This is a genomic window from Chryseobacterium pennipullorum (assembly GCF_003384725.1).
Taxonomy (GTDB): domain Bacteria; phylum Bacteroidota; class Bacteroidia; order Flavobacteriales; family Weeksellaceae; genus Chryseobacterium; species Chryseobacterium pennipullorum.
On sequence record NZ_QNVV01000011.1, the window covers coordinates 93,183 to 117,825 of the forward strand.

30 protein-coding genes are annotated in these 24,643 nt (G+C 38.0%); 10 read left to right on the top strand and 20 right to left on the bottom strand.

Translation table 11 applies throughout. From position 1 onward, the window contains the following. The first annotated feature begins 40 nt into the window (after positions 1–40). Positions 41–430, top strand: coding sequence for a winged helix-turn-helix transcriptional regulator (locus DRF67_RS13360; protein ID WP_115928838.1), 390 nt, complete (start codon positions 41–43; stop codon positions 428–430). Between the two features lie 61 nt (positions 431–491). Here DRF67_RS13360 and DRF67_RS13365 read toward each other — a convergent pair whose 3' ends face one another. From DRF67_RS13365 to DRF67_RS13380, 4 genes are all read right to left on the bottom strand, one after another. Beyond that, positions 492–1,346 carry a glycine betaine ABC transporter substrate-binding protein gene (locus DRF67_RS13365; protein ID WP_115928785.1) on the bottom strand — a complete coding sequence of 285 codons (855 nt, stop codon included), beginning with the start codon at positions 1,344–1,346 and terminating at the stop codon, positions 492–494. Position 1,347: 1 nt separating this feature from the next. Beyond that, positions 1,348–2,175 (bottom strand): ABC transporter permease, encoded by an 828-nt coding sequence (locus tag DRF67_RS13370; RefSeq protein WP_115928786.1) that lies wholly within the window; start codon positions 2,173–2,175, stop codon positions 1,348–1,350. Between the two features lies 1 nt (position 2,176). Continuing rightward, positions 2,177–3,427 (bottom strand): quaternary amine ABC transporter ATP-binding protein, encoded by a 1,251-nt coding sequence (locus DRF67_RS13375; RefSeq protein ID WP_115928787.1) that lies wholly within the window; start codon positions 3,425–3,427, stop codon positions 2,177–2,179. A 522-nt stretch (positions 3,428–3,949) separates the two neighbouring features. Then, entirely contained in the window at positions 3,950–4,315 is a 366-nt protein-coding gene (locus tag DRF67_RS13380) for a DUF1304 domain-containing protein (RefSeq protein WP_115928788.1), read from the bottom strand. A 154-nt stretch (positions 4,316–4,469) separates the two neighbouring features. Here DRF67_RS13380 and DRF67_RS13385 point away from each other — a divergent pair, with 154 nt between their 5' ends. The 3 genes from DRF67_RS13385 to DRF67_RS13395 all read left to right on the top strand — a co-directional run bounded on the left by DRF67_RS13385 (position 4,470) and on the right by DRF67_RS13395 (position 5,898). Further along, a complete protein-coding gene (locus DRF67_RS13385; protein ID WP_317048010.1) occupies positions 4,470–4,952 on the top strand; it encodes a Crp/Fnr family transcriptional regulator in 483 nt (160 codons plus the stop codon). Between the two features lie 63 nt (positions 4,953–5,015). Further along, positions 5,016–5,447, top strand: a complete 432-nt coding sequence (locus tag DRF67_RS13390) for a DoxX family protein (RefSeq protein WP_165851797.1) — start codon at positions 5,016–5,018, stop codon at positions 5,445–5,447. 7 nt (positions 5,448–5,454) lie between these two features. Then, positions 5,455–5,898 carry a carboxymuconolactone decarboxylase family protein gene (locus DRF67_RS13395; RefSeq protein WP_115928790.1) on the top strand — a complete coding sequence of 148 codons (444 nt, stop codon included), beginning with the start codon at positions 5,455–5,457 and terminating at the stop codon, positions 5,896–5,898. A gap of 254 nt (positions 5,899–6,152) precedes the next feature. Here DRF67_RS13395 and DRF67_RS13400 read toward each other — a convergent pair whose 3' ends face one another. The 6 genes from DRF67_RS13400 to DRF67_RS13425 all read right to left on the bottom strand — a co-directional run bounded on the left by DRF67_RS13400 (position 6,153) and on the right by DRF67_RS13425 (position 10,822). Then, the gene (locus DRF67_RS13400) at positions 6,153–7,121 is read right to left on the bottom strand and encodes a cyclase family protein (RefSeq protein WP_115928791.1); all 969 of its coding nucleotides are present in this window, start codon (positions 7,119–7,121) and stop codon (positions 6,153–6,155) included. 96 nt (positions 7,122–7,217) lie between these two features. After that, on the bottom strand, positions 7,218–8,201 hold the full coding sequence (locus tag DRF67_RS13405) for an aldo/keto reductase (protein WP_115928792.1): 984 nt from the start codon (positions 8,199–8,201) through the stop codon (positions 7,218–7,220). A 75-nt stretch (positions 8,202–8,276) separates the two neighbouring features. Further along, complete coding sequence (locus DRF67_RS13410; protein WP_228435810.1) at positions 8,277–9,032, bottom strand: type 1 glutamine amidotransferase domain-containing protein; 756 nt, start codon at positions 9,030–9,032, stop codon at positions 8,277–8,279. Between the two features lie 2 nt (positions 9,033–9,034). Further along, the gene (locus DRF67_RS13415; protein ID WP_115928793.1) at positions 9,035–9,322 is read right to left on the bottom strand and encodes a putative quinol monooxygenase; all 288 of its coding nucleotides are present in this window, start codon (positions 9,320–9,322) and stop codon (positions 9,035–9,037) included. A gap of 1 nt (position 9,323) precedes the next feature. Then, positions 9,324–10,208 (bottom strand): NAD-dependent epimerase/dehydratase family protein, encoded by an 885-nt coding sequence (locus DRF67_RS13420; protein ID WP_115928794.1) that lies wholly within the window; start codon positions 10,206–10,208, stop codon positions 9,324–9,326. Then, complete coding sequence (locus DRF67_RS13425) at positions 10,205–10,822, bottom strand: NAD(P)H-dependent oxidoreductase (protein WP_115928795.1); 618 nt, start codon at positions 10,820–10,822, stop codon at positions 10,205–10,207. Before DRF67_RS13425 ends, DRF67_RS13420 begins: the two co-directional genes overlap by 4 nt. A gap of 289 nt (positions 10,823–11,111) precedes the next feature. On the opposite strand from DRF67_RS13425, the gene DRF67_RS13435 reads away from it, so the two are divergent. Beyond that, positions 11,112–11,855: a metallophosphoesterase family protein gene (locus tag DRF67_RS13435; protein WP_115928797.1), complete on the top strand. Its 744-nt coding sequence runs from the start codon at positions 11,112–11,114 to the stop codon at positions 11,853–11,855. A 40-nt stretch (positions 11,856–11,895) separates the two neighbouring features. Further along, positions 11,896–12,795 carry a LysR family transcriptional regulator gene (locus DRF67_RS13440; protein ID WP_115928798.1) on the top strand — a complete coding sequence of 300 codons (900 nt, stop codon included), beginning with the start codon at positions 11,896–11,898 and terminating at the stop codon, positions 12,793–12,795. Here the strand turns inward: DRF67_RS13440 and DRF67_RS13445 are convergent. Next, entirely contained in the window at positions 12,769–13,236 is a 468-nt protein-coding gene (locus DRF67_RS13445) for a GNAT family N-acetyltransferase (RefSeq protein WP_115928799.1), read from the bottom strand. The two genes, DRF67_RS13440 and DRF67_RS13445, sit on opposite strands and share 27 nt — an antisense overlap. Continuing rightward, positions 13,236–13,670: a GNAT family N-acetyltransferase gene (locus DRF67_RS13450; protein WP_115928800.1), complete on the bottom strand. Its 435-nt coding sequence runs from the start codon at positions 13,668–13,670 to the stop codon at positions 13,236–13,238. The genes DRF67_RS13445 and DRF67_RS13450 overlap by 1 nt, the downstream gene beginning before the upstream one ends. Before the next feature lie 188 nt (positions 13,671–13,858). On the opposite strand from DRF67_RS13450, the gene DRF67_RS13455 reads away from it, so the two are divergent. The 4 genes from DRF67_RS13455 to DRF67_RS13470 all read left to right on the top strand — a co-directional run bounded on the left by DRF67_RS13455 (position 13,859) and on the right by DRF67_RS13470 (position 17,030). Further along, entirely contained in the window at positions 13,859–14,734 is an 876-nt protein-coding gene (locus tag DRF67_RS13455; protein ID WP_115928801.1) for an aldo/keto reductase, read from the top strand. A gap of 192 nt (positions 14,735–14,926) precedes the next feature. After that, entirely contained in the window at positions 14,927–15,988 is a 1,062-nt protein-coding gene (locus tag DRF67_RS13460) for an NAD(P)H-dependent flavin oxidoreductase (protein WP_115928802.1), read from the top strand. A gap of 49 nt (positions 15,989–16,037) precedes the next feature. After that, positions 16,038–16,487 carry a hypothetical protein gene (locus DRF67_RS13465; protein WP_115928803.1) on the top strand — a complete coding sequence of 150 codons (450 nt, stop codon included), beginning with the start codon at positions 16,038–16,040 and terminating at the stop codon, positions 16,485–16,487. A 93-nt stretch (positions 16,488–16,580) separates the two neighbouring features. Continuing rightward, positions 16,581–17,030: a lipocalin family protein gene (locus tag DRF67_RS13470; protein WP_115928804.1), complete on the top strand. Its 450-nt coding sequence runs from the start codon at positions 16,581–16,583 to the stop codon at positions 17,028–17,030. 105 nt (positions 17,031–17,135) lie between these two features. On the opposite strand, the gene DRF67_RS13475 is transcribed toward DRF67_RS13470, so the two are convergent. The 8 genes from DRF67_RS13475 to DRF67_RS13510 all read right to left on the bottom strand — a co-directional run bounded on the left by DRF67_RS13475 (position 17,136) and on the right by DRF67_RS13510 (position 24,516). After that, on the bottom strand, positions 17,136–18,473 hold the full coding sequence (locus tag DRF67_RS13475; RefSeq protein WP_115928805.1) for a UDP-N-acetylmuramate--L-alanine ligase: 1,338 nt from the start codon (positions 18,471–18,473) through the stop codon (positions 17,136–17,138). Positions 18,474–18,479: 6 nt separating this feature from the next. Continuing rightward, positions 18,480–18,917: a hypothetical protein gene (locus DRF67_RS13480; protein WP_115928806.1), complete on the bottom strand. Its 438-nt coding sequence runs from the start codon at positions 18,915–18,917 to the stop codon at positions 18,480–18,482. Positions 18,918–18,932: 15 nt separating this feature from the next. Further along, a complete protein-coding gene (locus DRF67_RS13485; RefSeq protein WP_115928807.1) occupies positions 18,933–19,739 on the bottom strand; it encodes a lysophospholipid acyltransferase family protein in 807 nt (268 codons plus the stop codon). A gap of 27 nt (positions 19,740–19,766) precedes the next feature. Continuing rightward, positions 19,767–20,396, bottom strand: a complete 630-nt coding sequence (locus tag DRF67_RS13490; protein WP_115928808.1) for an NUDIX hydrolase — start codon at positions 20,394–20,396, stop codon at positions 19,767–19,769. 205 nt (positions 20,397–20,601) lie between these two features. Next, a complete protein-coding gene (locus tag DRF67_RS13495) occupies positions 20,602–21,069 on the bottom strand; it encodes an OsmC family protein (protein ID WP_115928809.1) in 468 nt (155 codons plus the stop codon). A 250-nt stretch (positions 21,070–21,319) separates the two neighbouring features. Further along, positions 21,320–22,879, bottom strand: coding sequence for an Rne/Rng family ribonuclease (locus tag DRF67_RS13500; RefSeq protein ID WP_115928810.1), 1,560 nt, complete (start codon positions 22,877–22,879; stop codon positions 21,320–21,322). 366 nt (positions 22,880–23,245) lie between these two features. Beyond that, on the bottom strand, positions 23,246–23,536 hold the full coding sequence (locus DRF67_RS13505) for an HU family DNA-binding protein (RefSeq protein WP_002984212.1): 291 nt from the start codon (positions 23,534–23,536) through the stop codon (positions 23,246–23,248). Positions 23,537–23,844: 308 nt separating this feature from the next. Further along, positions 23,845–24,516 (bottom strand): response regulator transcription factor, encoded by a 672-nt coding sequence (locus DRF67_RS13510; protein ID WP_115928811.1) that lies wholly within the window; start codon positions 24,514–24,516, stop codon positions 23,845–23,847. Positions 24,517–24,643 lie beyond the last annotated feature (127 nt).

The window sequence follows — 24,643 nt, forward strand, 5'->3', positions numbered from 1 at the left end:
TAGTTAACCAATGGTAACTAGTTACCTTAATGAAACTATTATGGCGAAAATCATTGAAAACGGAGTGGAAAGGGAAGCAAGCTGTACTGAGGAATTGTTTGCTATGCGTGACAGTCTGGATGTTTTGGGCGGAAAGTGGAAGCTCATGATCCTGAGATATCTGACCAACAGACCGGATCAGAAAATTCATTTTAAAAGGTTGGAACGCAGTATTGAGGGTATTTCTGCTAAGATGCTGAGCAAAGAATTAAAAGAGCTGGAAATGAACCTTCTGATTACGAGGACCATTCAGGATACCAAGCCTATTACAGTAACCTATGCTGTGACAGACTATGGAAAATCGGTGTTTCCGGTGACGGAAACGCTGGTGAAGTGGGGCATACTTCATCGGGAGAAGATCAAGGAATCCATGAATTCTTCTGATCTATAAATAAAAATCCCCAGACCCATATAGAGCTGAGGATTTTGGTAATACTCAATTGTATTGTTTATTAATTTTTATCTAACCATACCTTTACAACATCGGAGTGCTCATCCACCCACTTTTTAGCGGTAGCTTCTTTATTTTTGCTGTGCTCCATCTTCATTAAAAGATCAGACATATGTTCATCATCAAAATGCATTTTGGAAAAGAACTTTGCCAGATCCGGATGATCTTTGCCAAAGCTTTTCCGGGCATAGGTTTTAATCTGTTCTGCCTGACCAAATGTATTTTTGGGATCCTTAAGAAACTTAAGTTTCATTTTACCAAACATCCAGTGAGGCTGCCATCCGGCTACAACGATCCACTGTTGATGTTGAATAGCATTCTGCAGCTCGGTGATCATGGCAATGGTAGAGGAATTGATTTGTTTGTAATCAAGCTGGTAATTGATAATTGCCTTATCAGTTCCGGTGGTTAATCCGGCTCCTTTTTCAATTCCAATGATTCTGTGACTGAACTGATCTTTGTGCTGATTGAGCTCTTCAATAGATTCAATAGGAACATATTCAGGAACTACCAGTCCTATACGGCCATTGTCATAATTGGTTCCAAGATATATTAATCCCGGAAATTTAGCGACTTTTTTAGCATGCGTATAAGGAAGCCAGACTCCCAGGAAAAGGTCTGTATCTTCATTATTCATCGAAGCCAGAATCATATCTGTAGATGCTTTTTGAATAATGACATGATATCCCTGATGGTCTAAAATTGCTTTGGCAACATGAGTCATGGCCACATCTTCTGCCCATCCATCTACCATTCCTATGGTGATGTATTTAGAGTTTTTTATATTTCCACATGAATTTAAGACCGAGAATACGGTCATCAAAACAGGGAAAAAAAGATATTTTAATTGTTTCATCTTATTGCTTTTTCTTTACAAATCCCTGGGTAATCCTGTCGAGGATGATGGCTAAAATCACAACGGACAGTCCACTTTCAAATCCTAAACCGATATCAAGGTTATTAATTCCTTCCAGTACTTTTTCACCTAAACCACCTGCGGCAATCATTCCGGCAATAACAACCATGGATAGGGATAGAAGTATGGTTTGATTGATCCCCGTTAAAATCGTCTTCATGGCTAGAGGTAGCTCCACTTTAAACAAAATCTGACGATTGGTTGCTCCAAAGGCCCTTGCGGCTTCTACAATATCTTTCGGAACTGCTTCTATTCCTAATGTCGTCAACCGTACAGCAGGAGGCATGGCAAAAATAATCGTGGCAAAGGCTCCCGGTACCTTACCGATACTGAAGAACAGAACCGCAGGAATCAGGTAGACGAATGCCGGCATTGTCTGCATTAAATCCAGTAATGGGCGTATGATTTTTGCTGCTATTGTACTTTTTGCTGCAAAAATTCCCAGTGGAATGGAAATAACCAGGGCGGTAATGGTGGCCACAAAAATAAGGGCCAGGGTCTCCATCGTTTCTTTCCAGAGCCCCATTAAAAATATTAAGCTTAATCCTGCTGCGGTAACCACAGCAATACCTTTTCCGGCTTTCCACAGGGCCAATAAAGTAAAAAAGAGAATGATTACATAAAAGGGAGTATTGAGTAAAATCCATTCAATGCCCATAATGGAGGAGTTTCCCACATGCTTTATGACATCAAATACAGGTTTTCCGTTTTGCGTGAGCCAATTGATCGCTGTTTCTACATATTGGCCTATATCTATAGTTTTATTCATCTTATTGATTGTTTGCGATTTCTTTTAATTCAATGATCTCTTCTTCGTTAAACTTGGTCGCTTCTATAATAAGAGACAACTGGGTCACTAGACCTAAAAATTTATTGTTTTCATCGATGACAGCGATGGCTGATTTGCTTCCGGAAATCAACGGCAGCATTTCTTCTACAGTAACTTCAGGATAGACTGAAGGGACGTTGCTATTGATCACTGATTCCACCGTAGGTTCTTTTTTCTTTGCAATCTGCACGATATCTTTCAGCGTCACAAACCCAAGAAATTTATTCTGAAAATCTACGACAGGCAGGTTTTCTAAGCCTGTAGTTCGCATTTTTCTTAATGCTCCTTCGGGACCGTCTTTTCTGAAACGTACTACTGTAGCTTTGTCAAACATTAATGATCTTGCCGTGATAATTGTTTTACGATCTACTTTCTCTACGAAAGCCTTTACATAGTCACTTGCAGGATTGGTCAGAATATCTTCTGCGGTTCCTATCTGCTCGATAACACCGTCCTTCATGATGACGATACGGTCACCGATTTTAATAGCCTCGTCCAGGTCATGGGTAATGAAGACGATGGTTTTTTGCAGGGTATTTTGCAGTTCAAGCATTTGATCCTGCATTTCAGATTTTATCAGGGGGTCCAGTGCGGAAAATGCCTCATCCATAAGCAGTACCTCCGGATCGTTGGCTAAAGCTCTTGCTAATCCAACCCGTTGCTGCATACCTCCTGAAAGCTGTGACGGATATTGATTTTCAAAACCATTTAGTCCTACAATATCCAGCGCTTTCTGTGCTTTTTCATCACGTGAAGCTTTGCTTTCGCCTCTTATTTCCAATCCGAATCCTGCATTATCCAGGATCGTATGATGGGGAAGTAATCCGAATTTTTGGAAAACCATGCTCATTTCGGTTCTTCTAACCTGCAAAAGTTCCTTATTATTTTTTCCGGTAATATCATCGTCATTGATGTATACTTTTCCTGAAGTAGGCTCATTCAGCCTGTTAAGACAACGCAGTAACGTAGATTTTCCGCTTCCTGACAATCCCATGATGACAAAGAATTCACCTTCATAAATTTCAAAACTTGCTTTGTTGATTCCGACGGTACAACCTGTCTTTTCGAGAATTTCCTTTTTGGAAAAACCCTGGTCTAAAAGTTCCTGTGCTTTCTCTTTGTTTTTACCAAAAATAATAGTCAGATCTTCAACTTTGAGTTTTACTTTTCTACTGTTTTCATTATTTTCCATATTCAGAATTTTTCAATTAATAAATACTATAAAAAAGTTGTACACCAATTCTTTATATAGGTTTAGCATTCGTTGTTCTGCTGATGACAAGAGTGTAAAAATAATCTGTGAAGCTTATCATGATAAAAGCTTTTGACAAAAAAAGTAAGAGCATAAAGACCCTAGGCTTTATGCTTATCTTAAATATTTCAATAGATTATACTCTGGAAAAAGAGTGTATTATGTAAAAAGAGGTAAGTCTTTTACATAGATTCTACAATTTAAATTACTGATGAAGCAATTAAAGTTATGTGTACTGAACAACTAGAATTCCTACATTGCATCAAAATGCAGGCCAGCATAAAAAAGCTGTGTATCAATTTTTTATGACGGTGCAAATTTACGAATTTTATATTAAATGGATTTTTTGAAGGGTAAAAAGCTGGTTTATAGTTCGATGCCGGACGGGATACTTATACGCGTTCCTGTCCCGTTGGTAAGGACAGGAGAGCATTCATCACCTTCAGAAGAGGGTTTGTGAAATTACTTTAATAATACTGTAATAATTGCCAATATAGCAGGGAGTGCCTGTACGAAGAATATTTTTTTAGTGGCTGAGATCGCTCCATAGATTCCGGCCACAGCAACACAGCTTAAAAAGAATAAAGCAATATTCGTCTGCCACTGCGGATCTTTAATAAAAAATGACCAGATCAGCCCGGCAGCCAAAAAACCATTGTATAATCCCTGATTGGCAGCCAATCCTTTGGTTGGTTTAAACAGTTCTTCAGGTAACGCGGCTTTGAAAACCTCTTTCCCCTTGGTTTCCCAGGCGAACATTTCCATCCAGAGAATATAAATATGTTCCAGTGCAACAACTGCGATCAGAATGTTAGAAACAAGTTCCATGATTTATTATTTTGTCATTGTAAAACTAAAAAAATAAAGTTAAGTTTGGTTACTAAATTTTACAATGGAAACTTTTAAAGCACATTTAAATAAATTCATTATAATTGATGATCAGGAATTTGCGTCCATCATTTCCTTTTTTCATGTTTTAAAAGTGAAAAAGAAAGAAAATCTAATGCTTGAAGGTGAGGTTTGCAGGTTTAAATATTTTGTTCTGGAAGGATGTCTGAGAAAGTTTTTTGTGAACGAAAAGGGAGTGGAGCAAACTACAGAATTTGCGATAGAAAACTGGTGGATGTCTGATACTTTTGCTTTTGAAAAACAGATGAAATCAAGCTTTAATATTCAGTCTGTAGAAAATTCCAGTATTTTAGCCATTGATTTTCAGTCTCAGGAACTTTTATTGGAAAAGCACCCCGTTATGGAACGGTATTTCAGAATGGTATACCAGACTGCGTATGCTGCTGCTGAAAAAAGAATCCGATATATTTATGAGATGACGAAAGAAGAATACTATGTGCACTTCAGTACGTTGTATCCCTGGTTTATTCAAAGAATTCCTCAATATTTAATTGCTTCTTTTTTAGGTTTTACTCCAGAATATCTGAGTGAAATAAGGGCAAAATTACGATCTTAAACCAGTTTAAGATTTTTACCGGTCAGAAGTCGGAAATTTGTCATGTAATTAAAAGCTAACACAATGACAGACACCAAAAATCAATTTCCGCAATTATTTTTAAGGCTGGCTTTAGCCGTGACGATGCTTTCTGCGGTGGCAGACCGGTTCGGGTTATGGAGCCAAGAAAATTCATCATGGGGAAATATGACCAGCTTTAAAGAGTACACAAGACAGCTGACTTTTTTTCTACCGGAAACCTTGAGTACAACTTCTGCATATGCCGCTACTTTTTTAGAAATACTGTTCCCGTTGATGCTCATCATAGGGTTTAAAACTAAAACAGCTGCCTATGGAACCGGTATTCTGATGTTGATTTTTGCCATATCCATGACACTTGCTTCAGGACCCAAAGCTCCCCTCAACTATTCCGTATGGGTAGGAAGTGCAGCCGCTTTTTTATTGGCTGTCCAGAAGCAATATTCTTTAAGTGTAGATCAATTAACCAAAAAATAATAATAGTATGAGTGCAAGATTAAATATTGCAACAGTAGATTCAGCAGCTTATAAAGCAATGATGGGATTGGAAGGATATTTACAGACAACTTCTCTGACCCATATTCAGAAGGAATTAATTAAAATCAGGGCTTCACAGATCAATAAATGTGCTTTTTGTCTCGACATGCACACCAAAGATGCCATCAAGTACGGGGAAACACCACAGAGAATATTTATCCTGAACGGATGGACGGAAGCAAAAGAATTTTTTACTGAAGAAGAGCAGGTACTTTTGGCAATGACTGAAGAAATTACCCTGATCAGCCAGAATGGATTGACAGAAGAAACTTTCCAAAAAGCAAAATCATTTTTTGATGACAATCAGATCGCCCAGATCATTATGGCTATTGTAACCATTAATGCATGGAACAGAATTGCTGTGAGTACGCATCTTCCGATTGCAAAATAGTGAAGTAATGAAGCAGGAAGATGAAGGATGGAAGTTAATGAAGCCTGTGTACTTAACAGATATTTACTTTTTACAAGACGGCCTTTCAATTTTGAAAGGCCGTTTTACTATAAGAGATCAAGTAACAGTGTAATACAGTTGGGGTATTAATTCTAAAAATAAATCCTAAAGCCAGTTTTTATTTTTTAGACCGGAATTACTTTGTCTCTTTATTTCTTTGAAAATATGATAAGCTTTAAACGAGCTATAAAAGTTTAATAAATAGCGACTGGATTCACATTCACCTGAGTAGAGCCCACATATAGTGGCTGACCCAGCACAAATAGAAATTCCCATATTTTTTGCTTTACCAAAGGACGGCTGTCAATAAGTTCCAGGTTGTAAATCCCTTTTTTAGCCAGCATAAACTGGTTGATGGGAAATTCTTCTTCACTTTTTGGATTAGGGTACACTTCAGAAGCCCAGGTATCTCCGCCAAAAGCTACGATTCCTTGATCAGCAAGCCATTTTGCCGCTTCCATTCCAATCCCCGGTTCTGTTTCCAGAAACTGTTTGTTGTCTTTACCTGCTAATTCAAGCCACCCGGTATTGAATAGAACGACGTCTCCCTTTCGTAGGGTAACTCCCTGTTTCTTTAAAACGGATCGGATATCTTCTACCGTAAATTCTGTTCCGCCGGGCACAATTGCTTTTTTATAATGAGCCGTCATATCCAGTACCACACCACGGGTTACAAAAGGAGGGACTTTTTCAATGCCCAGTTTCTTCACTCCTTCCACAGTGACAAAGTCTGTAGCCTTGTTTCCATTGTAATACCTGTTATCAATACCGATGTGTCCAATGCCGTTAAGCTGAGTTCCCACTCCGGTCCAACCGTTGACCAGTTCGTCATTGAAGGTGAATTTATTGGGACCTATACTTTTTCCTGCCTGTTCACCGGGTTGAATATTGTACAAATTAAAACTTCTATGCCTGAAAGCGGGCAGATTTTTATCAATAGGAACCGCAAGAGGGAGGGTCTTTCCTTGTTTTACCAGTCCTATGGCTTGTTTTACTACTTCAGGCGTTAACAGATTGGCGGCTCCAATTTCGTCCTGCGATCCGTAAGCGGAAGGATACCATGATTGATCTTCCGGATTAACAAGTGTCTGAGCATTTAAAGCAATGCTGTTGATAGTCAATAGGGTTGCTAACCCAAATATTTTGATCAGATTATTTTTCATTTTTTTGATGTTTGAGGCTTAGGGAATGGAAGAGGGAAGTTATTGAAGTCTATGAACAGCCAGATCATACTTCAATCCTCCAGCTTCCAACTTTTATTAAATCTCGCTTAAAGCACCATTGATGAAGGATAATTCTTCCTGAGAAAGATTGATATCCATTGCTTTGGCATTTTCAATAGCTTGCTGTGCATTTCTGGCGCCTGCCAATACTACCGTAATGCCCGGCTGTAAAGTAGTCCATCTTAATACCAGCTGAGAAATACTGGCTTCTTTTTCCTGTGCAATAGGTTCTATTTTTTCTAAGAAAGTTTTCACTTTATTCAAATCAAACTGTGAAAAATATCCGTTTCTATGGTCGTTATCTTTTAATTGAGTTTCTTTGAAATATTTACCGGTTAAGAGCCCTCTTTCCATTGGGCTGTATACGATAATTCCTGAATTGTTTTCCAAAGAATAAGGAACAAGATCGTTTTCAATAGCACGGTTCAGCATACTGTAAGAAACCTGATTGCTGGCAAGCTGTACCGTTCTGTTGGCTTCTTCCATTTGAGCTACGCTGTAGTTACTTACTCCTGCAGCACGGATTTTTCCCTGCTGAATCAGTAATTCCATGGCCTCCATGGTTTCACTGATCGCTGTTGTGCCGTCTGGCCAGTGAAGCTGTAGAAGGTCGATATAATCTGTTCCTAATCTCTGTAAGCTTTCTTCCACCTCTTTGATGATATTTTGCTTGGAAGCTAATTTATAAACTGGAATTGTTTTTCCTTCATCTTCAGCATCAAAGAAGAATTCTCCTTTTTCGTTATTGCTTCCGTCCCATACCAATCCGAATTTTGTGAGAAGCTGAATTTTTGAACGGTCCTTTCCTTTGATTGCTTCACCAATCATCTCTTCACTTAATCCAAAACCGTAGAAGGGAGCCGTGTCGATAGAAGTTACTCCGTGATCCAATGAGGCATGGATAGAATTGATAGAGTCCTGTTTCTCATTACCTCCCCACATGTTTCCTCCAATAGCAAAAGCGCCGTGTGTGATTGCTGATAGTTCTAAATCTGTATTTCCTAATTTTCTGTATTCCATTTTGTTGTTGCTGAAATTTGTTACTGTGTATTCAATGATAAAAGATGTAAAAGTCTTCTATCAACAGTTTATATTTTATTTATTAATTAATTCTTTTAAAATAGCTTCCCCGACACTCTTTGCAGATTGTGGATTCTGTCCTGTAATCACTCTCTGGTCTGTGACAACATGATTTTGCCAAAGCCCTGATTTTTCAAATATTGCCCCTCTTTCTTTTAATTTGTTTTCCAGTAAGAAAGGAACAATATGAGTTAGTTTCACTTCAGATTCCTCTTCATTGGTAAAAGCATTGATCTTTTTCCCATCCACAAGGTATTTTCCATTATTCAGTTTGATGTTGACCAATCCTGCCGGGCCATGACAAACTCCTGCTACAATGCCTCCGTTTTCATAAATTTCTGAAGCGATATCGGCCAGCTCATTATGATCTGCAAAATCCCACATGGCTCCGTGTCCTCCCGCGTAAAAGATTGTCGAATACTCTTTCGGGTTTACCTGTGATGGGGTCATAGAATGGTCAATCTTGTTTCTGTATTCTTTGTTTTCCCAAAATTCTTTGTTTACAGGATCTTTCAGATCAAATCCGTCTACCGGAGGAGTACCTCCTTTTGGACTTACAAAATCAATTTCATAGCCTGCTTTGTGGAGCACTTCCCATGGATGAGAAATCTCTCCCAGATAGTATCCGGTAGCTTCACCAGTGCTTCCTTTCTTATCGTGACTGGTTACTACAAATAAAATTTTCTTTTTCATATTTTTTGACTTTTGAGCCTGGGCCTGGGCATATCCAACGGTCAAGATGGCCAGTACTAAAAACATTAATTTTTTCATATTTAAATAATATGGGTAAGATAAATCTGAGGCTTTTCCTGAAGCTTCTCATCGGCAATTGCTCCGAAAGCCTGAATATAAGGTTGCTGATTATGCTGTGTCAATCCTTCTTCAGTTTTCCATATTTCATAGAAGACAAATTGGTTTTTATCTTCAGTTCCCTGATGAAGGGTGTAAAGTTCACATGCTGCTTCTTTTCTTGTTTCTATTACCATATTCTGAAGAATTTCCAGAACCTCTGCCCGGTATTCTTCTTTGGCTTTTATGATGGCTGTAAGATGAATTTTCATATTAAATAAAATTTTCAATTGAGTTATACATGGGTTTCCATTTCAGCTCTGTTCTGGCTTTGTCTGCATTACACCGGCTATTGGATGCAAAACCGAAATAGCCGCCTGCAGGCCCGAAATGGTCAACTGCATCCTGCACGCTTACCGATATGGCAGGTTCCAGGTTATATTTTTTACTGATGGTTTCAGCTATGTTTTTTAAGGAGGAAAAACCGTTCTCTGCGTAATACAGAGACCCCCCTTTTGCCTTTTCCAGAGCGAGGATATAAAGATCTGCCAAATCTTCAATATGGACATTGGACCAGATGTTTTCGCCTTCTCCAAAATAGATCCCGCTTCCTGTCTGCCTGGAATAATTGACCAATGCAGGTATCTGGATGCTCTCTTTTTTGATCCCCAAACCTTCTCCGTAAACCATTGTAGGAACTATTACGATACTTCTTATATCTTTTTGAGCTGACTGAAGAACATAATTATTAATAAGTACTCTGGATGCCATTTCAAGTCTTGGCATTACCGGGAAATCCTCGGTATAAACAAAATCACTCCTTTTACCATTTTCCTTACCTCCGAAAATAGCAGATCCTGAAGTAAATATGAATGTCTTACGGCTTCCTTCCAATGCTTTGATAAAATTGTCTACGGCATAGGCATCATCTGCAGAATCAGCATTATGGATCACTGCATCAACACCGGCAACGGCCGTTTTTATATGGTCTTCATTGTGGATATTCCCAACAATGGTTTTGATTCCCAGTGACTCGAGTTTCTGCAGATGGGAATCATTACGGACCCATCCAGTCACTTCATAACCCTTGTCGAGCAGTTTTTTAGCAATCGTCCCGCCAATATAGCCCGTGATCCCTGTGATAAGTACTTTTTTCATGATACCAATTCCGGTTTTAATTCTTTTTCAAAAACATTTCTCACATGCTCTCTGTAGAGTTTCATATCACGTTCTATATTGGCGTTTTTCTCCACATCATGAAAATGAAAGCTTTCCATTTTTTCTAATGAGACAAAAGCGTTCATTCTATGGAAACCAAATAATGGCCCGTCGTCTACACTTCTTTCACTGAAAAATTCTCCCGGAAGGGTAAAAGCGGTGGCGGGAGCATTCCAGCTGGTGGTCAGCATGTATTTTCTTCCGCCAAGCATTCCGCCAGTTCCATAGTTGATTTCGGGATTAGCAGCATTTCTCCCGTCGCTCATATAAATTCCTTTAGCATGACCAGCTGTAAAAACTTCGTCAATATATTTTTTTAATCCGTTGGGAAGCTGAAACCACCAGATTGGGGTATGATAAATGATGTAATCGGCCCATACGAATTTTGCAACCTCTTCATGTTTGTCATACTTGTCGCTTACATGGGTTATCTTTACTTCTACATTTTCGAATTCTTTCAGAACTTCCAATGTATTTTCTGCAATAGTCTGATTATATTTTCCTCCGGAATGCCCGAAGTTCTGTCCGCCGTTAATGATGAGTACTTTTTTCATTTTTTTATGATTGTTTAAATTTTACTCTGCAAAGTTATGAGTGTTTAATGTATTATGAAAATAATATAAATTATAGTAAAGTATTATAATATTTATACTTTGAGTTTTGAATGCAGAAGTTTTTGGTTGCTGATTGTAATACGGTCTGTTGTATATCCAGTATTCGTAAGCTGTTGAATAAAATTTTTTATTGTCTTTATTAATATCTTTTTCATGGTAAAATGTCATACAACCTCTGTATAAAAAATTCTTAATGGTCCCGTACATTTGATTAACAAATCGAAGAGTAATGATACAGATAGCTGTTTTTAGTGATGTGCATGGCAATCTTCCTGCTTTGGAAGCTGTGCTTGATGATATGGAAAAAAGAGGAATCCATCAGAAATTCTGTCTGGGAGACCTTGTGGATTTTGCGCCATGGGGAAATGAAGTCATAGAAAAAATAAGGGACTTAAACATTCCATGTCTGATGGGCAACCACGATGAAAGGATTGCTTTTGACATTCCCGTTGTTCCCCTGCCAAAACACTCAGAGGAAGAGACGATCGCAAGGTTCATCGCTATTGATCATTCTAAAAAGCAAATTACAGACGATCATAAAAGATTTCTGTCAGAACTCCCGTTTCACTTGCAGTTGAATTATAAAGTAGGTGCGAAGCACTGGAGTCTTCAGCTTGTGCATTCAAGCCTGTCGAGCAATGATACCTACCTGTATGAATCTGAGGATGATGAGGTTTTTGTTGACATGCTGGAAGAATCCCGGTCCGATATAATCGTTATGGGGCATACCCATTTATCCTTTAAAAAAAGGATCGGGAATCAATGGGCCATCAACTGCGGTTCTGTAGGGCGTTCCAAAGAAGAGAACCGACTGGCATCGTATCTTATTTTGACGCTGGATGAAGAAGCGATAAGTCCGGAAATTATACAGTTGCATTATCCGGTTGAAAAAACAGTCCGCCAGATCCGGGAAAGCGGAATCCCGGATTATTATGCAGGCTTCTTAAGAAATGAAAATGTATCAGTATTATAATTATTTTGTAAATTTGAATCATAATATTAATGATTAAGTTATGGTTAATTTAGAATGGTACCGTACTTTTAAAGCGATCTATAAAACCGGAACACTGACAGGAGCCGCGGATTCCCTGTTTATTTCGCAGCCCGGAGTAAGTCTTCATTTGAGTTCACTGGAAGCGTATGTAGGGTATAAGCTGTTTGACAGGACCGGCAGAAAAATGATTCCTACAGAAAGGGGGAAAGTCCTTTTTAATGCCGTGGCGGAGCCTATTACCAAACTGGAGGATGTAGAAAAGAATTTTCAGAAGTCTACAGAAAAGCATACGCCCACCATCAGCGTCGGAATGTGTTTTGAGACCTTTCAGACCACTCTGGAGCAGTATGTTTCCACCCTGCCTTTTAATCTGATCATCAGCTTTGGAGAATATCCTGAAATGCTGGACCAACTGGATAAAGGGATTCTTGATCTTATCATTACTCCAAGAAAAGGTTCATCACCGAATATACAACATGAAGCATTTTCCTCGGAACAGATTGTTCTCGTAGGAGGAAAGGATATTGATACTGCTGCTTTTAATAAAGCTTTAAAAACAAAAGATGCCGAACACATTGAAGAATGGCTGAAGCAGGAAAAATGGTACGGAACTACCGGCGATATGGAGCACCTTTTCCAGTTCTGGACGCTAAATTTTGGTCATAAACCTAATTTCCGCCCGAACTATATTGTTCCCAATCTGAATTCCATTATCCGGTGTCTGAAAGGAGGTACGGGACTGGCTGTGGTTCCAGATTTTCTTTGTAAAAATGAAATTGCTGACGGTGAAGTAAAGCTGATTTGGGAAGGAAAAAAGAAACTGGAAAATACCCTTTATTTCGGTTGCCGGAAAAAGACCAATTATCAGACAGAAATAGAACATATCAAAAGTCTATTCCGTAAGATGATGGGTAAGTAAAATCATATCCCGCATCTGAAATCCGTTTTCGAAAATAGGAGCGGGATAATTTTCTGTAAAAAAGTCTTTGCGTACTCCTGTTTTTACAAATCCGTTTTTCTCATAAAACCTGATCTGCTGAAATCCCGTATCTGAAGTTCCCACCGTCAGGATCTGGTACTGATTTTCCAAGGCAATTTCTTTTGCCTTACGGATCAGAATACTTCCGATACCCTGACCCTGACAGTGTTCTGAAACAGCGATGTTTTTAATCTCCAGATCTGTGTTGCTATTGGCGTAAAGTGCCATTACGGCAATATTTTCATGACCGTCATGCAGAAGATAGATGCTGGATTTGAAAATATACCGGTTGATGGCTTCAATGGTTTCATCCGCTAACAAGAGCAGTTCATAAGGAATTTCCGAATCTGAAGCAATCTTGCTAAAAATATAATTTTCCATTATAAGCTCATATGAATAAGCGGATAATCTTTCCCTGAACCATCTTTTTCTGACCTTCCTGTCTTTTTGAAGCCCATTTTCTCATAAAAACCAATAGCCTGAGGATTTTGTTCGTTGACATCTACTTTGGTAAATCCGGTCTTCTCTCTCATAAATTCATATAACTTTTTACCGTAGCCTTGTCCGCGGTTGTCATTGTGGATAAAGAGCATTTCCAGGTTACCTTCAGCTACGGAAGCAAAGCCTTTAGCCTCATCATTCTCTGTCATTACGTAAACCTCCAGATTGGGAAGATAATCTCTTGGAATCGCTTCTTTGAAATAATTAAAATCTTCTTCAGCAAGAAAATCATGAGTGGCTTTTACTGCAGATTCCCAGATTTCCATGATTTTTGGATAGTCCCCGGCATTGGCAAGCCTGATGTTTTGTGACATAATTTAAAATTTATACAAAAATAGAAATTTAATGGTTAGATCTTAATAAGCCTTCTGTTATGTAGCTCTTTCTACCTGCAGTTTATATCCGTTTGTGGTAAAAACAGTAAAATTGGTAAGCCGGAATCCCGAATTTTTATTGCAAATTTGTTTAATCACTTTAAATGACAATCAAAAAATAAGAACCTATGCAAAATAAAACCTATACAGGACAGCCTGTGGTGACTTTAAATAATGGAGTAGATATTCCGGCTTTAGGATTTGGAGTATGGCAGATGGAAGATCTTAAAGAATGCGAGAATGCTGTAATCAAAGCAATCGGGACCGGATACAGAATGATTGATACGGCGGCCATCTACCAGAATGAAACGGCCGTGGGTGCTGCGGTAAAGAACAGCGGTATCAACAGGGATGAGCTTTTTATCACTTCAAAAGTTTGGGTTCAGGATCATGGCTATGAAAAAGCCAAGAAGGCCTTTCAGAGAACCTTAGACAGGCTACAGATGGAGTATCTTGATATGTATCTGATCCATTGGCCTTACGGAGATTTTACCGGCACATGGAAAGCTTTGGAAGAGCTGTATCAGGAAGGAAAGATCAAGGCCATAGGGGTATGTAATTTTACCGTTGAAAAGCTTGAGGAATTAAAAGCAAATTCAACAGTGCTGCCGGTGATCAATCAGATCGAACTGCATCCGGTATTTCAGCAGAAAGAATTGCAGGAATACGACAGAAAAAATAATATCATCACTCAGCCGTGGAGCCCTCTTGGGAATGGCAATGCAAGCCTTCTGAGCAATACCGACCTGAAAGCTATTGCCGAGAAATATGGTAAAACAGTAGCACAGGTGATCTTAAGATGGCATCTGCAGGAAGGGTTTGTTGTGATTCCAAAATCGGTAACCCCGTCAAGAATTGAAGAAAACTTTAATGTTTTCGATTTTGAACTGACCGAAGAGGAAATGAATGTTGTTCGTTCCTTAGACACTGGAAAAAGGCTGTTCTTTGATCCGAAAGATCCGGAATGGGAACAGAAAATGTTAAAATCTGTAGCGGATATTTAAATTGTGCATCGTTACTTTGCATTGAACTAAAGATAGAACTCCCGCAGATTTCACGGATAACGCAGATTTTAAATTTGTGGAATTTGTGGAATCTGTGGGAATTTTATTTTCTGCTCAGATTGAGGAATATCATATCCCATTGAAATTGAGACATTCTTATTTTTTGTACCTTTTTAATTAAAATACGTTCTTATGTTTTCGTCAGATACAATCAGTAAAAGAGTAGGGGTGAAATATCCTATTATTCAGGCTCCGATGTATGGGGTGAGTACCGTACAGATGGTTGCAGCAGCAGCTCGTGCTGACTGTTTGGGATCTTTGGCATTAGCAGATCTTTCAACAGATGAATCTATTGAACTCATTCGGGAGACAAGAAAATTAACTGATAAACCTTTTGCTGTTAATATTTTTGTCCATCACATTCCAGAAATAACGGATGAATTGAAAGATAAATTTGGCAAAACTAAGCTGTTTTTAGAGCAGTTAGCAAAGGATAGCAATATTGAAGTTACGCTGCCTCACCTTGAAGATCTGAATATTAATTCTTATCATGACCTGGTAGATCTTGTTATTGAGGAAAACTGTAAAATTTTAAGCTTTACCTTCGGAAACCTTGATCCTCAAAGTATTCAGAAACTGAAAGAACATGGAGTAACATTAATTGGGACCTGCACTTCTGTAAGTGAGGCCCTGCTTTTGGAAAAATCAGGGATTGATATCATTTGTGTACAGGGAACGGAAGCAGGGGGGCATAGAGGAACTTTTGATCCGGACCATATTCTGCAGATCGGGGGATTGTCTTTGTTATCCCAGGTGTATGATCAGGTACAGGTTCCGCTGATTTATGCAGGTGGAATCTACAATGGAAAAACCTTACAGGCCGTAAAAGAATTGGGGGCTCAGGGATTTCAGGTAGGAAGTCTTCTATTAACATCCCAGGAAAGTGCTTTACAGCCTTTTGAAAAGGAAAGGCTCAAAAGAGTAAGAGAAGATGAAATTATTTTAACCAAAAGCTTTTCAGGCAGATATGCCAGAGGGGTTAAAAACAAATATATTGAGGCTGTTGAAGATTCTGAGCATATTTTACCTTACCCTTATCAGAATAAGCTGACTAATGCATTGCGTAAAGCTGCAAAATCTATACAGAATACAGATTTTGTGGGTATTTGGACAGGACAGTCTATCCATAATTACAGTGAGTTTTCTACTGAGGAAATCCTGAGAAATCTCATATTTCAAGTACAGGGGGACTAAAGACAATTATAGTATCTTCGGGGTTTAAATACAATTTTAAACTTTAATAATGAAAAAAATATTTCTGATGCTTGCAGCATTTTCGGCAATCTTATCATGCAGCAGCGATGATGATAGTCCAAAAAAAGAAGAGATGTCTGCAATTGTAGGAACATGGAATCAGTATAAAGGAGAGGTTTATACTACTTCTAATAATCAAACTGTGACTGTATATCCTAAAGGATGTGAATCGGAAAATATTTTTGAATATAACAAAACTGAAGTAAATACAGTGGGATATGAAGCGAATAAGGATGGTGTATGTGTTCCTGCTCAATATAAGAGTGCTAAGTATACCTATGATCAGGGGGCTCAAAAACTATGGTATAATAATCCTGACATCGCTTATAAGATCACTAAGTTGACTCTTACTGAACTGGTAACGGAAGATAGCAGTGAAGACAGAGATAATGACGGACTGAACGATGTGGTGATAAGATACTTTAGAAGAGTAAAATAAATTTTAATAAGGTTCTTTTTAGTTTAATCTAAGGAGAACTTTCCTTTTTACGAAATAAATACTGTATAAAAAGTACTATTAATACCCTTTATTATGATGAAAAAACTATTCTTACCATTAGCTGTGTTTTCAGTAATGGCATCGTGCAGCGGCAATGATGATGAAGTACAAACCAATAATGCTTCTATTATTGGAAAATGGTATATCGATAAAGCTGAAAAGTATACATCAGGAAATAAAAAGACGGAAATTAAAATTTTCAGTGAGTGTGAGAAAAAAGGCACTCATGAATTTAGAGAAAAAAATATGACTTCCACAACGTTTGCTCCTGAAAATAATAACTGCGTACAAACAGATGTTGTTACCAGAATCTATACCTTTGATCCGGTGTCTAAAAAGTTCTGGTATGAAGATGAGAAAGACTTCCCATATACCATTTCTCAATTAACTCAAACAAGTATGGTCTTGGAAGATCATCTTGAAGATATTGATGGCGACGGAATAAAAGATGTGGTCAAATTTTATTTTAAAAGAATCCAATAAAAACAGAAAAACTCCCTTCAACTGAAAGGAGTTTTTTGTTTTATACAGAAATTTGAGATATTCTTCATTTTCAAATTCTCAAATTAATATATTTTTAAATTGAATCTATTTAGTCAGATCCAGACCTCCGAAGTTTCCGGAACTCATCATCAGAAATACTCCATTTGTTTTATCCAGGGTATTCCAATACGCGTGAAGATCTTCAGCATTGGTGAATACCCTTAAGCTTTGATTTCTGAATTTTTCTTTGATAAATTCGGGAGAGATAGGCTCCATTCTTTTGATCTTTAAAGCGTCCTCAGAATAGAAAACGATGGCTTCTTCCAGACCATCCATGGCATGATCATACTGCTCTAAAAAAGCGGGATTCAAGCTGGAATAGGTATGCAGCTCCAGGAAACCATGTTTCTTATCACTTTTAAACTGCTCCCTGAAAGCTTTCACTGCTGCCTTTACTTTGCTGGGTGCATGAGCAAAATCTTTATAAAGAATTCCTTTATCTTCTCTTTCTACCTTTTCAAGACGTTTGGAAGCTCCTTTGAAGCTCATAATCGCTTCGTAGAAATCTTCATCCATAATCCCCAGCTGCTGGCAGATATGTCTTGCTCCTTCCATATTCAGGAGGTTATGTGCCCCGAAAACGGAAAGGGGAACATCACCCATTTCGGTTTTTAAATATACTTTACCGTTGTTGATTTCGTACTCAGGAGTTTTGTAAGGGATCTTCCTGAAATAATTTTCGGCACCTTCCACCACCTTTACCACTTCAGGATCTTCTTCATTGTACACCAATACGCCTCCTGGGGTAATGCTTGCCACAAACTTTCTGAACTGTTCAATATAATCGTCAAAAGTTTTAAAAACATTGATGTGATCCCACGCAATTCCACTCATCAGGGCAATATTCGGCTGATACAGTAAGAATTTGGAGCGCAGATCGATAGGAGAGGATAGGTATTCGTCACCTTCCAGAACCATAAAATCATTATCCTGGGTCAGTTTAACCATGCAGTCAAATCCTTCCAGCTGTGCTCCCACCATATAATCTACATCTTTCTGGTGAAAGTTCAGTACATGAAGGATCATTGAGGTGATGGTCGTTTTACCATGGGAACCTGCAATGACCACTCTGGTTTTGTTTTTAGCCTGCTCATATAAGAATTCAGGGTAAGAATAGATCTTCAGACCCAGCTCTTTTGCTCTTGCCAGCTCAGGATTGTCCTGATGGGCATGCATACCCAGAATAACAGCATCAATATCCGGAGTTATCTTTTCTGGAAACCAACCCATTTCCTGAGGGAGTATTCCCTTTCTCTCCAATCTTGATTTTGAAGGTTCAAAAATAGCGTCATCCGAACCTGTCACCTGATATCCTTTATCTTTTAATGCTATCGCAAGGTTATGCATGGCGCTGCCGCCAATGGCAATGAAGTGGGTTTTCAATTGTCTTTACTGTTTTTTAACATTAGTATTAATGATCTCCTGGAAAGCCTCAAGAATGTTGTTCCAGTTAGTCTGATAATTAGGGAAGATCATACTCGCATCGGTCTTGCTGCCTTCATTGGGACCTTTCTTTACGTTAATGGCCGTTGAAACATTATCGTATAACTTTTTATGGTCTTCCTGTATTCTTCTGAAATTATTCTGAGAAAGTACCTGATCCAGTTTTTTTAGATCTTCATTGGAAATTTTAAAATCCTTTTTGATCTTTTTGCCTTGTCCTTCAAAGGAATAATGTACATTGTTTCCTTTTATAAGCATGTTTTCATAAACAGGGGCATAGCCACCACTTTTCGAATAGCTGATATCAAAATCCGAATACACTTTTTGGCTGTTACACGAAACTAATACTATGATGGCGAATAAGATTCCTATTATTCTGTTCATAATTTAATATTTACTTTAATTATCTGAGTCCTTTTGTTCTAATTTTTTAGCTTTAAGTTCTTCATCATAATTGTGTAATAGATTAAAATCTTCAGTCTGCTCAATAGCAGTCATGATTTTCAATAGAATTTCCGGTGCTTTTTCATTATCATAATCGATATCAAGAGGAGCTTTGAATTCCATGGTAGGCTTTACACCGGTTACCTTTACACGAAGTCCTTTTTTATCAAATGCTCTTCTGAATCCATTGATTTTGATGGGAATCACAATAGGACGTTGATTTTTTACCAACTTGGCTGTTCCCCGTCGTCCCTGCGCGAAAGCAGAGGTGGTCCCTTGTGGGAATGTAGCTACCCATCCGTTATCCAGTGCTTTCATAATATTATCTACCTCGCTCATGTCTACCATTCTGTTGACATTTTTGCCTTCCGCTCTCCAGGTTCTTTTTACCGTCACAGCACCTGCAATTTTGAAAATTTTAGGAAGAATCCCTTTGTTCATGGTTTCCTCAGCTGCCACATAGTAAAAATCGATCTTCGGATTCAGCAGATAGATAGGATTTTTAATCGTATTCAGATATCCGTTGTTCACAGCACAGAATGCATGATACATAGCCGCTACATCTGCAAAATAAGTCTGATGGTTGGATACAAACAATACGTTGGAATCCGGAAGATCCACAAGGTGTTCTGTACCGGTTATTTTCAGTTTGTTGAAGCCATTGAATCTTCTGTAGGATACAATTCCTAAAATAAAAATAATAAACCTTTTTAAAAAATAAGGTGTTCCGAATGCATCGGTGAAAATATTTTTCTTCGCCATCTCTCAATTAAACACGGTAGTGCAAAGTTACATTTTTTTCAGCAACTGGCTGAATTCACTTAATATCATCGCTGTGGCACCCCAGATAATATATCCGTTGAAGTTGATGACTGGAACTTCCTGACCTCCTGCACTGGGCAGCGCCATGATCTCTGGAACATCCGACAGGTTTAAAAAAGAAGTAATAGGAAACTCAATCGTTTCCACAGCTTCGCTCTGCTGAAGGATAAAGGCAGGATTCTTTATAGTATATGAAATGTAGGGATATACATAAAAATTGCTTGGCGGAATATAAATAGGAGACATCTCCCGGATGATCCTTATATAATGTTTATCGATCCCGATCTCCTCAGAAGTTTCACGAATAGCTGTTTCTGCAAAATCTCTGTCCATTTCTTCACGTTTACCTCCCGGTAATGAGATCTGCCCGCTATGCCTGTCGTGCTCATTAATGGTTCTTTGGATCAGGGGAAAATACCATTCGTTGTCTTTCAGATAGAGTACAATGTTCACTGCAGCAAATTTGGGATTTTTTGCCAGTACTTCATCATAGGTAAATACAGGACGGTAAGGAGGAGAGAACAGTCCGTGGGCGTGTTCACCGGGAAGCTCTACACTTTTTATTTTTCTCAATAAATCTTTTCCAAAATTTTCCATAGTCCAAATTTAACAATATATCTCGAAGAAATTAGGGTCTTAACATTTATTAACCTATGCAATCAACGCAATTAACGTGCGAGTAAATTGAAAATCTTAAGGGGCAAAAATTTAAAGATAAGACAGTTTGTAATTCGGCAATAGATTTTGAATAAAATGCAGGACCTAGAGGCCTGTAAGATACTGAAATAGTCAAAATGGGATTTTATCCGACAGTTACCTCGGGTACATGATATACCGGGAAATTGACGGAATTAGCAATGAAGCAATATTCGTGAGCTCTGTGGTGAAGCTGCTTTGCTTTTTCAATCATCGATTCTTCTGTTACCGTGACTATCGGGTGCAGGATTACTTCAGTGAAGTGACCGCTTCCATTGGCTGTTTCGGTCATCGTTCCTGTTGCTTCATCAGTATAGTCAGTGACAATGATCCCCGCTTCAGAACAGAAATGAAGATACCAGAGCATATGACACGAAGAAAGCGAAGACAGAAACATTTCCTCAGGATTGTGTTTCGTTTTATCTCCACGGAAGAAAGGGTTAGATGAACCTTCGATCATTACCTTATTTTCTGCCTTAATGATATGGCTTCTCTCGTAGTCTTTATAGCCACTTGTTCCCGTTCCCTTATTTCCTGTCCACTGGACCGTGGTTTTGTAATGGTGATTTTTCATGTTTAATAGATTAAAAGATAAAAGATAAAAGATAAAAGATAAAAGATAAAAGATAAAAGATAAAAGATAAAAGATAAAAGATAAAAGATAAAAGATAAAAGATCTTATCGTTAAATCTCAATATTTGCTTGGCTATATCAATAGGGATGGGCTTTAGCCCATCCAGCTTGTCGTTAAAATTTCATTACGGGTGGGCTTTAGCCCATCCAACACAAAAAAACCTCCAGTACAACTGAAGGTCTTAAATTTTTTAATTGGAGAACTCTATCAGTTCTTCTTTTTGTGAATTGTAGATTTTATACTCTAGGTATTTAAAAGAATCCCTTGGGATGATGGTTACCCATTTTTTGTATTTGATAAACCATTTCATCTGAATGCTTTTGATCCCTTTGGTAAGATAGGCTTCTACAAAAGGATGCACGTGCAGGTAGAGTTTCCCTTTTTCTTTCTGCATCATGGTTCTTAGGGTTTCTTCCATTCTTTCCACAATAACGATCGGAGCTACAATTTCTCCGTCTTTATTTGGGTTTTCTTCTTTTGTTTCGATCTGTTTTTCCGGACGGTTTCTTTGTCTGGTGATCTGGATCAGTCCAAATTTACTTGGAGGCAGGATCTTGTGGCGTGCTTTGTCACGCTTCATTTCTTCTTTGAGATGTTCGTAAAGATCTCTTCTGTGGTCGGCGTTGGGCATATCGATGAAGTCGATCACGATAATACCTCCCATATCGCGGAGACGAAGCTGTCTTGCAATTTCTGTGGCAGCCATTTTGTTTACTCTCAGAGCATGCTCTTTATTTACGGCGGCCCCGGTAGTGATATTGTTTCCGGAGTTGACATCAACCACATGCAGTGCTTCTGTATGTTCGATGACAAGATAGGCGCCTTTTGAGCTTGGAATGTTGACATGTTTCCCGAAACTCTGTTTGAGTTGTTTTTCAACATTGTAATATTCCAGAAGAGGAATGTGGGAATCATAAAACTGGACAATATTTTTTCTTTCAGGAGCAATTACTTCTACATAATTTTTCATTTCATTCACCATTTGCTCATCATCACAAATGATATTCACGAAATCCTGATTAAAATTGTCCCTTAAAATAGCTGAAGCTTTGTCTTCTTCACTTAAAACTTTGGACGGAACTTTATTTCTCTGGATATTTTTAAAAGTGCTTTCCCACTTCTGAACCAGCTGGTTCATGTCATTGTGAAGGTCTGCTACTTTTTTTCCTTCGGCCACTGTTCTGATAATCACTCCAAAGCCTTCGGGCTTGATGCTGTCTATCAAGGTTTTTAGCCTTTCTTTTTCCTCTGAAGTTCTGATCTTTTTGGAAATAGAAACCTTATTGTCGAAAGGAATAAGAACCAAAAAGCGTCCTGTGAGTGAAATCTGGGTAGATATTCGCGGACCTTTTGTAGAAATAGGTTCTTTGGTGATCTGAAGCAGAACAATGTCATCTTTGGCAATGACTTTATCTACCGTTCCGTTTTTATCTATTTCGGGTTGTATCTCGAAATTTTTTAAGCTTGAAGTGCTTTGTTTTTTGGAAATAGTATCTTTTAGAAACTTTCTGTAGGTAAGATACTGTGGTCCTAAATCCTGATAATGAAGAAATGCGTCTTTGTCATATCCGATATTGACGAATGCTGCATTCAGGTTAGGGGCCAGTTTTTTTACTTTTCCTATAAACAGATCTCCAACTATAAAATCGCTTTTGTCCTCTTGCTCATGAAGTTCACATAGTCTTCCGTCTTCCAGCAGTGCAATCTTTGTAAGATCATCTTCATGCGAAACTATTAGTTCTTTCTTCATTTTGTTATAAGATAAAAATTGTTAAGATCATAGGAAAGGGATGTCTTCATGTTTAATTCATCTATTAAATATAACGATTTTGAATGAAAAGCATTATATTTTTATTAAAATAATATTTGAAACTGTCCGTTTTCCGAGGAATCTTATAGTTGCAAACAAAAATATAGTCGGTGAACTTTAGAAATTAAAACCACCAACTATATTGTTATATTGTAAATCTCGTGAAGAAGAGATTATTTTTTCTTATGTCTGTTCGCTCTTCTTCTTTTCTTTCTTTTGTGAGTCGCAACCTTGTGTCTTTTTCTTTTCTTTCCGCTTGGCATAATTTTAATTTTTTAGTAACTAGTTAATATTCAGTTAATGTTCTTATTTTACTGCAACTTTTGTTTTTACTTTCTCTACAAAAGATTTTGAAGGTTTGAAAGCAGGAATGTTATGAGCAGGAATCTCAATCGCAGTGTTTTTAGAAATATTTCTTCCTGTTTTAGCAGCTCTTGTTTTAATGATAAAAGATCCAAAACCTCTTAGATAAACATTATCCCCATTATACATAGAAGTTCTGATCTCCTGCATAAAAGCTTCTACAACTTTCTGTGTTTCATTCTTTTCTGTTCCCAACTTATTTGAGATGGTGTTTACCAATTCTGCCTTTGTCATTTCCTTATTTTAATTTTAAATTTTAGGTGTGCAAATTTAGTTAAAAAAATTGAATACTAGCAAATTAGTGGCAAAATATTTTTATTCAAATCGTTGAGTTTTTAATGTGTACAGTATATGAAGAGGGGCTTTAAATAATTTAATAATAAAATAATACGGTTGCTGAATCTGTCAAAAAGAGGAGGTGCAATCTGTGGAAATACCGCGGGAGAGAAGCTTTAAAAGGGGTTGCAGTATCTCTGGCTCAACTGTTGGATGTTGGTAGTCAGCGGGTCTGACAGGACCTTCAAAACAGTATTCATGATTTTTTACATGCTGGAATTGTAATATCCGTTTTCCACACAGAATCGGATAAGATGAAGTTTAGTTTTCAGTCCCAGTTTTTCGGTAAGTCTGTTGATATATGTATCAATGGTTCTTGTACTCAGGTTGAGTTTTTCAGCGATTTCTTTATTGCTGAAGCCCTCATAGCAGAATCTCATCAGTTGTATTTCAGAAGAAGAAAGCTCCTCCTGGCCTTTCTTCTGTCTGTCCATGTATTCCTGCACTGCCAGCGGTTGCTGCTCCCATTCTTTGGAGTAGGCGCCATAGTCAAAGTCGTCAGAAGCAATACTTCCCTTGATGATATCCTTGATAATGGTGCTCTTTTTCTGACAGTAATAGATATTGGGAATCTTTGATAGAATTTCGGCCATGTCTTCCTGATAGGTCCCTGAATAGGTAATAACAGGAGTTTCCGTGTTGTTTTTTCTGATGTATTTAATGGCTTCAATTCCACTCAGTACCGGCATAAACAGTTCAATAATGAACACGTCTTCTTGTCTTCTGTAGATTCTGTTGACGAGCTCGTGCCCGTTGTTGCAGTCGTTCAGAAGCATATAGAAAGGATTTTCCATAAGGGTTTTGATCATTATTTTTTTAAAATAAAAATCGCTGTCAGCAATGGAAAAACGCACCGTATTAGATAATATTTTACTCATTTTTAATATCGATTTGGCGAATGATATTCAAAATTCAGAGGCCTAATTTATGAAAAACTTATGAAAGAGGAAATTAATATTAATGGATTCAGGGTTTTCCCGAAATTTGACTGGGGAAATTACGTAT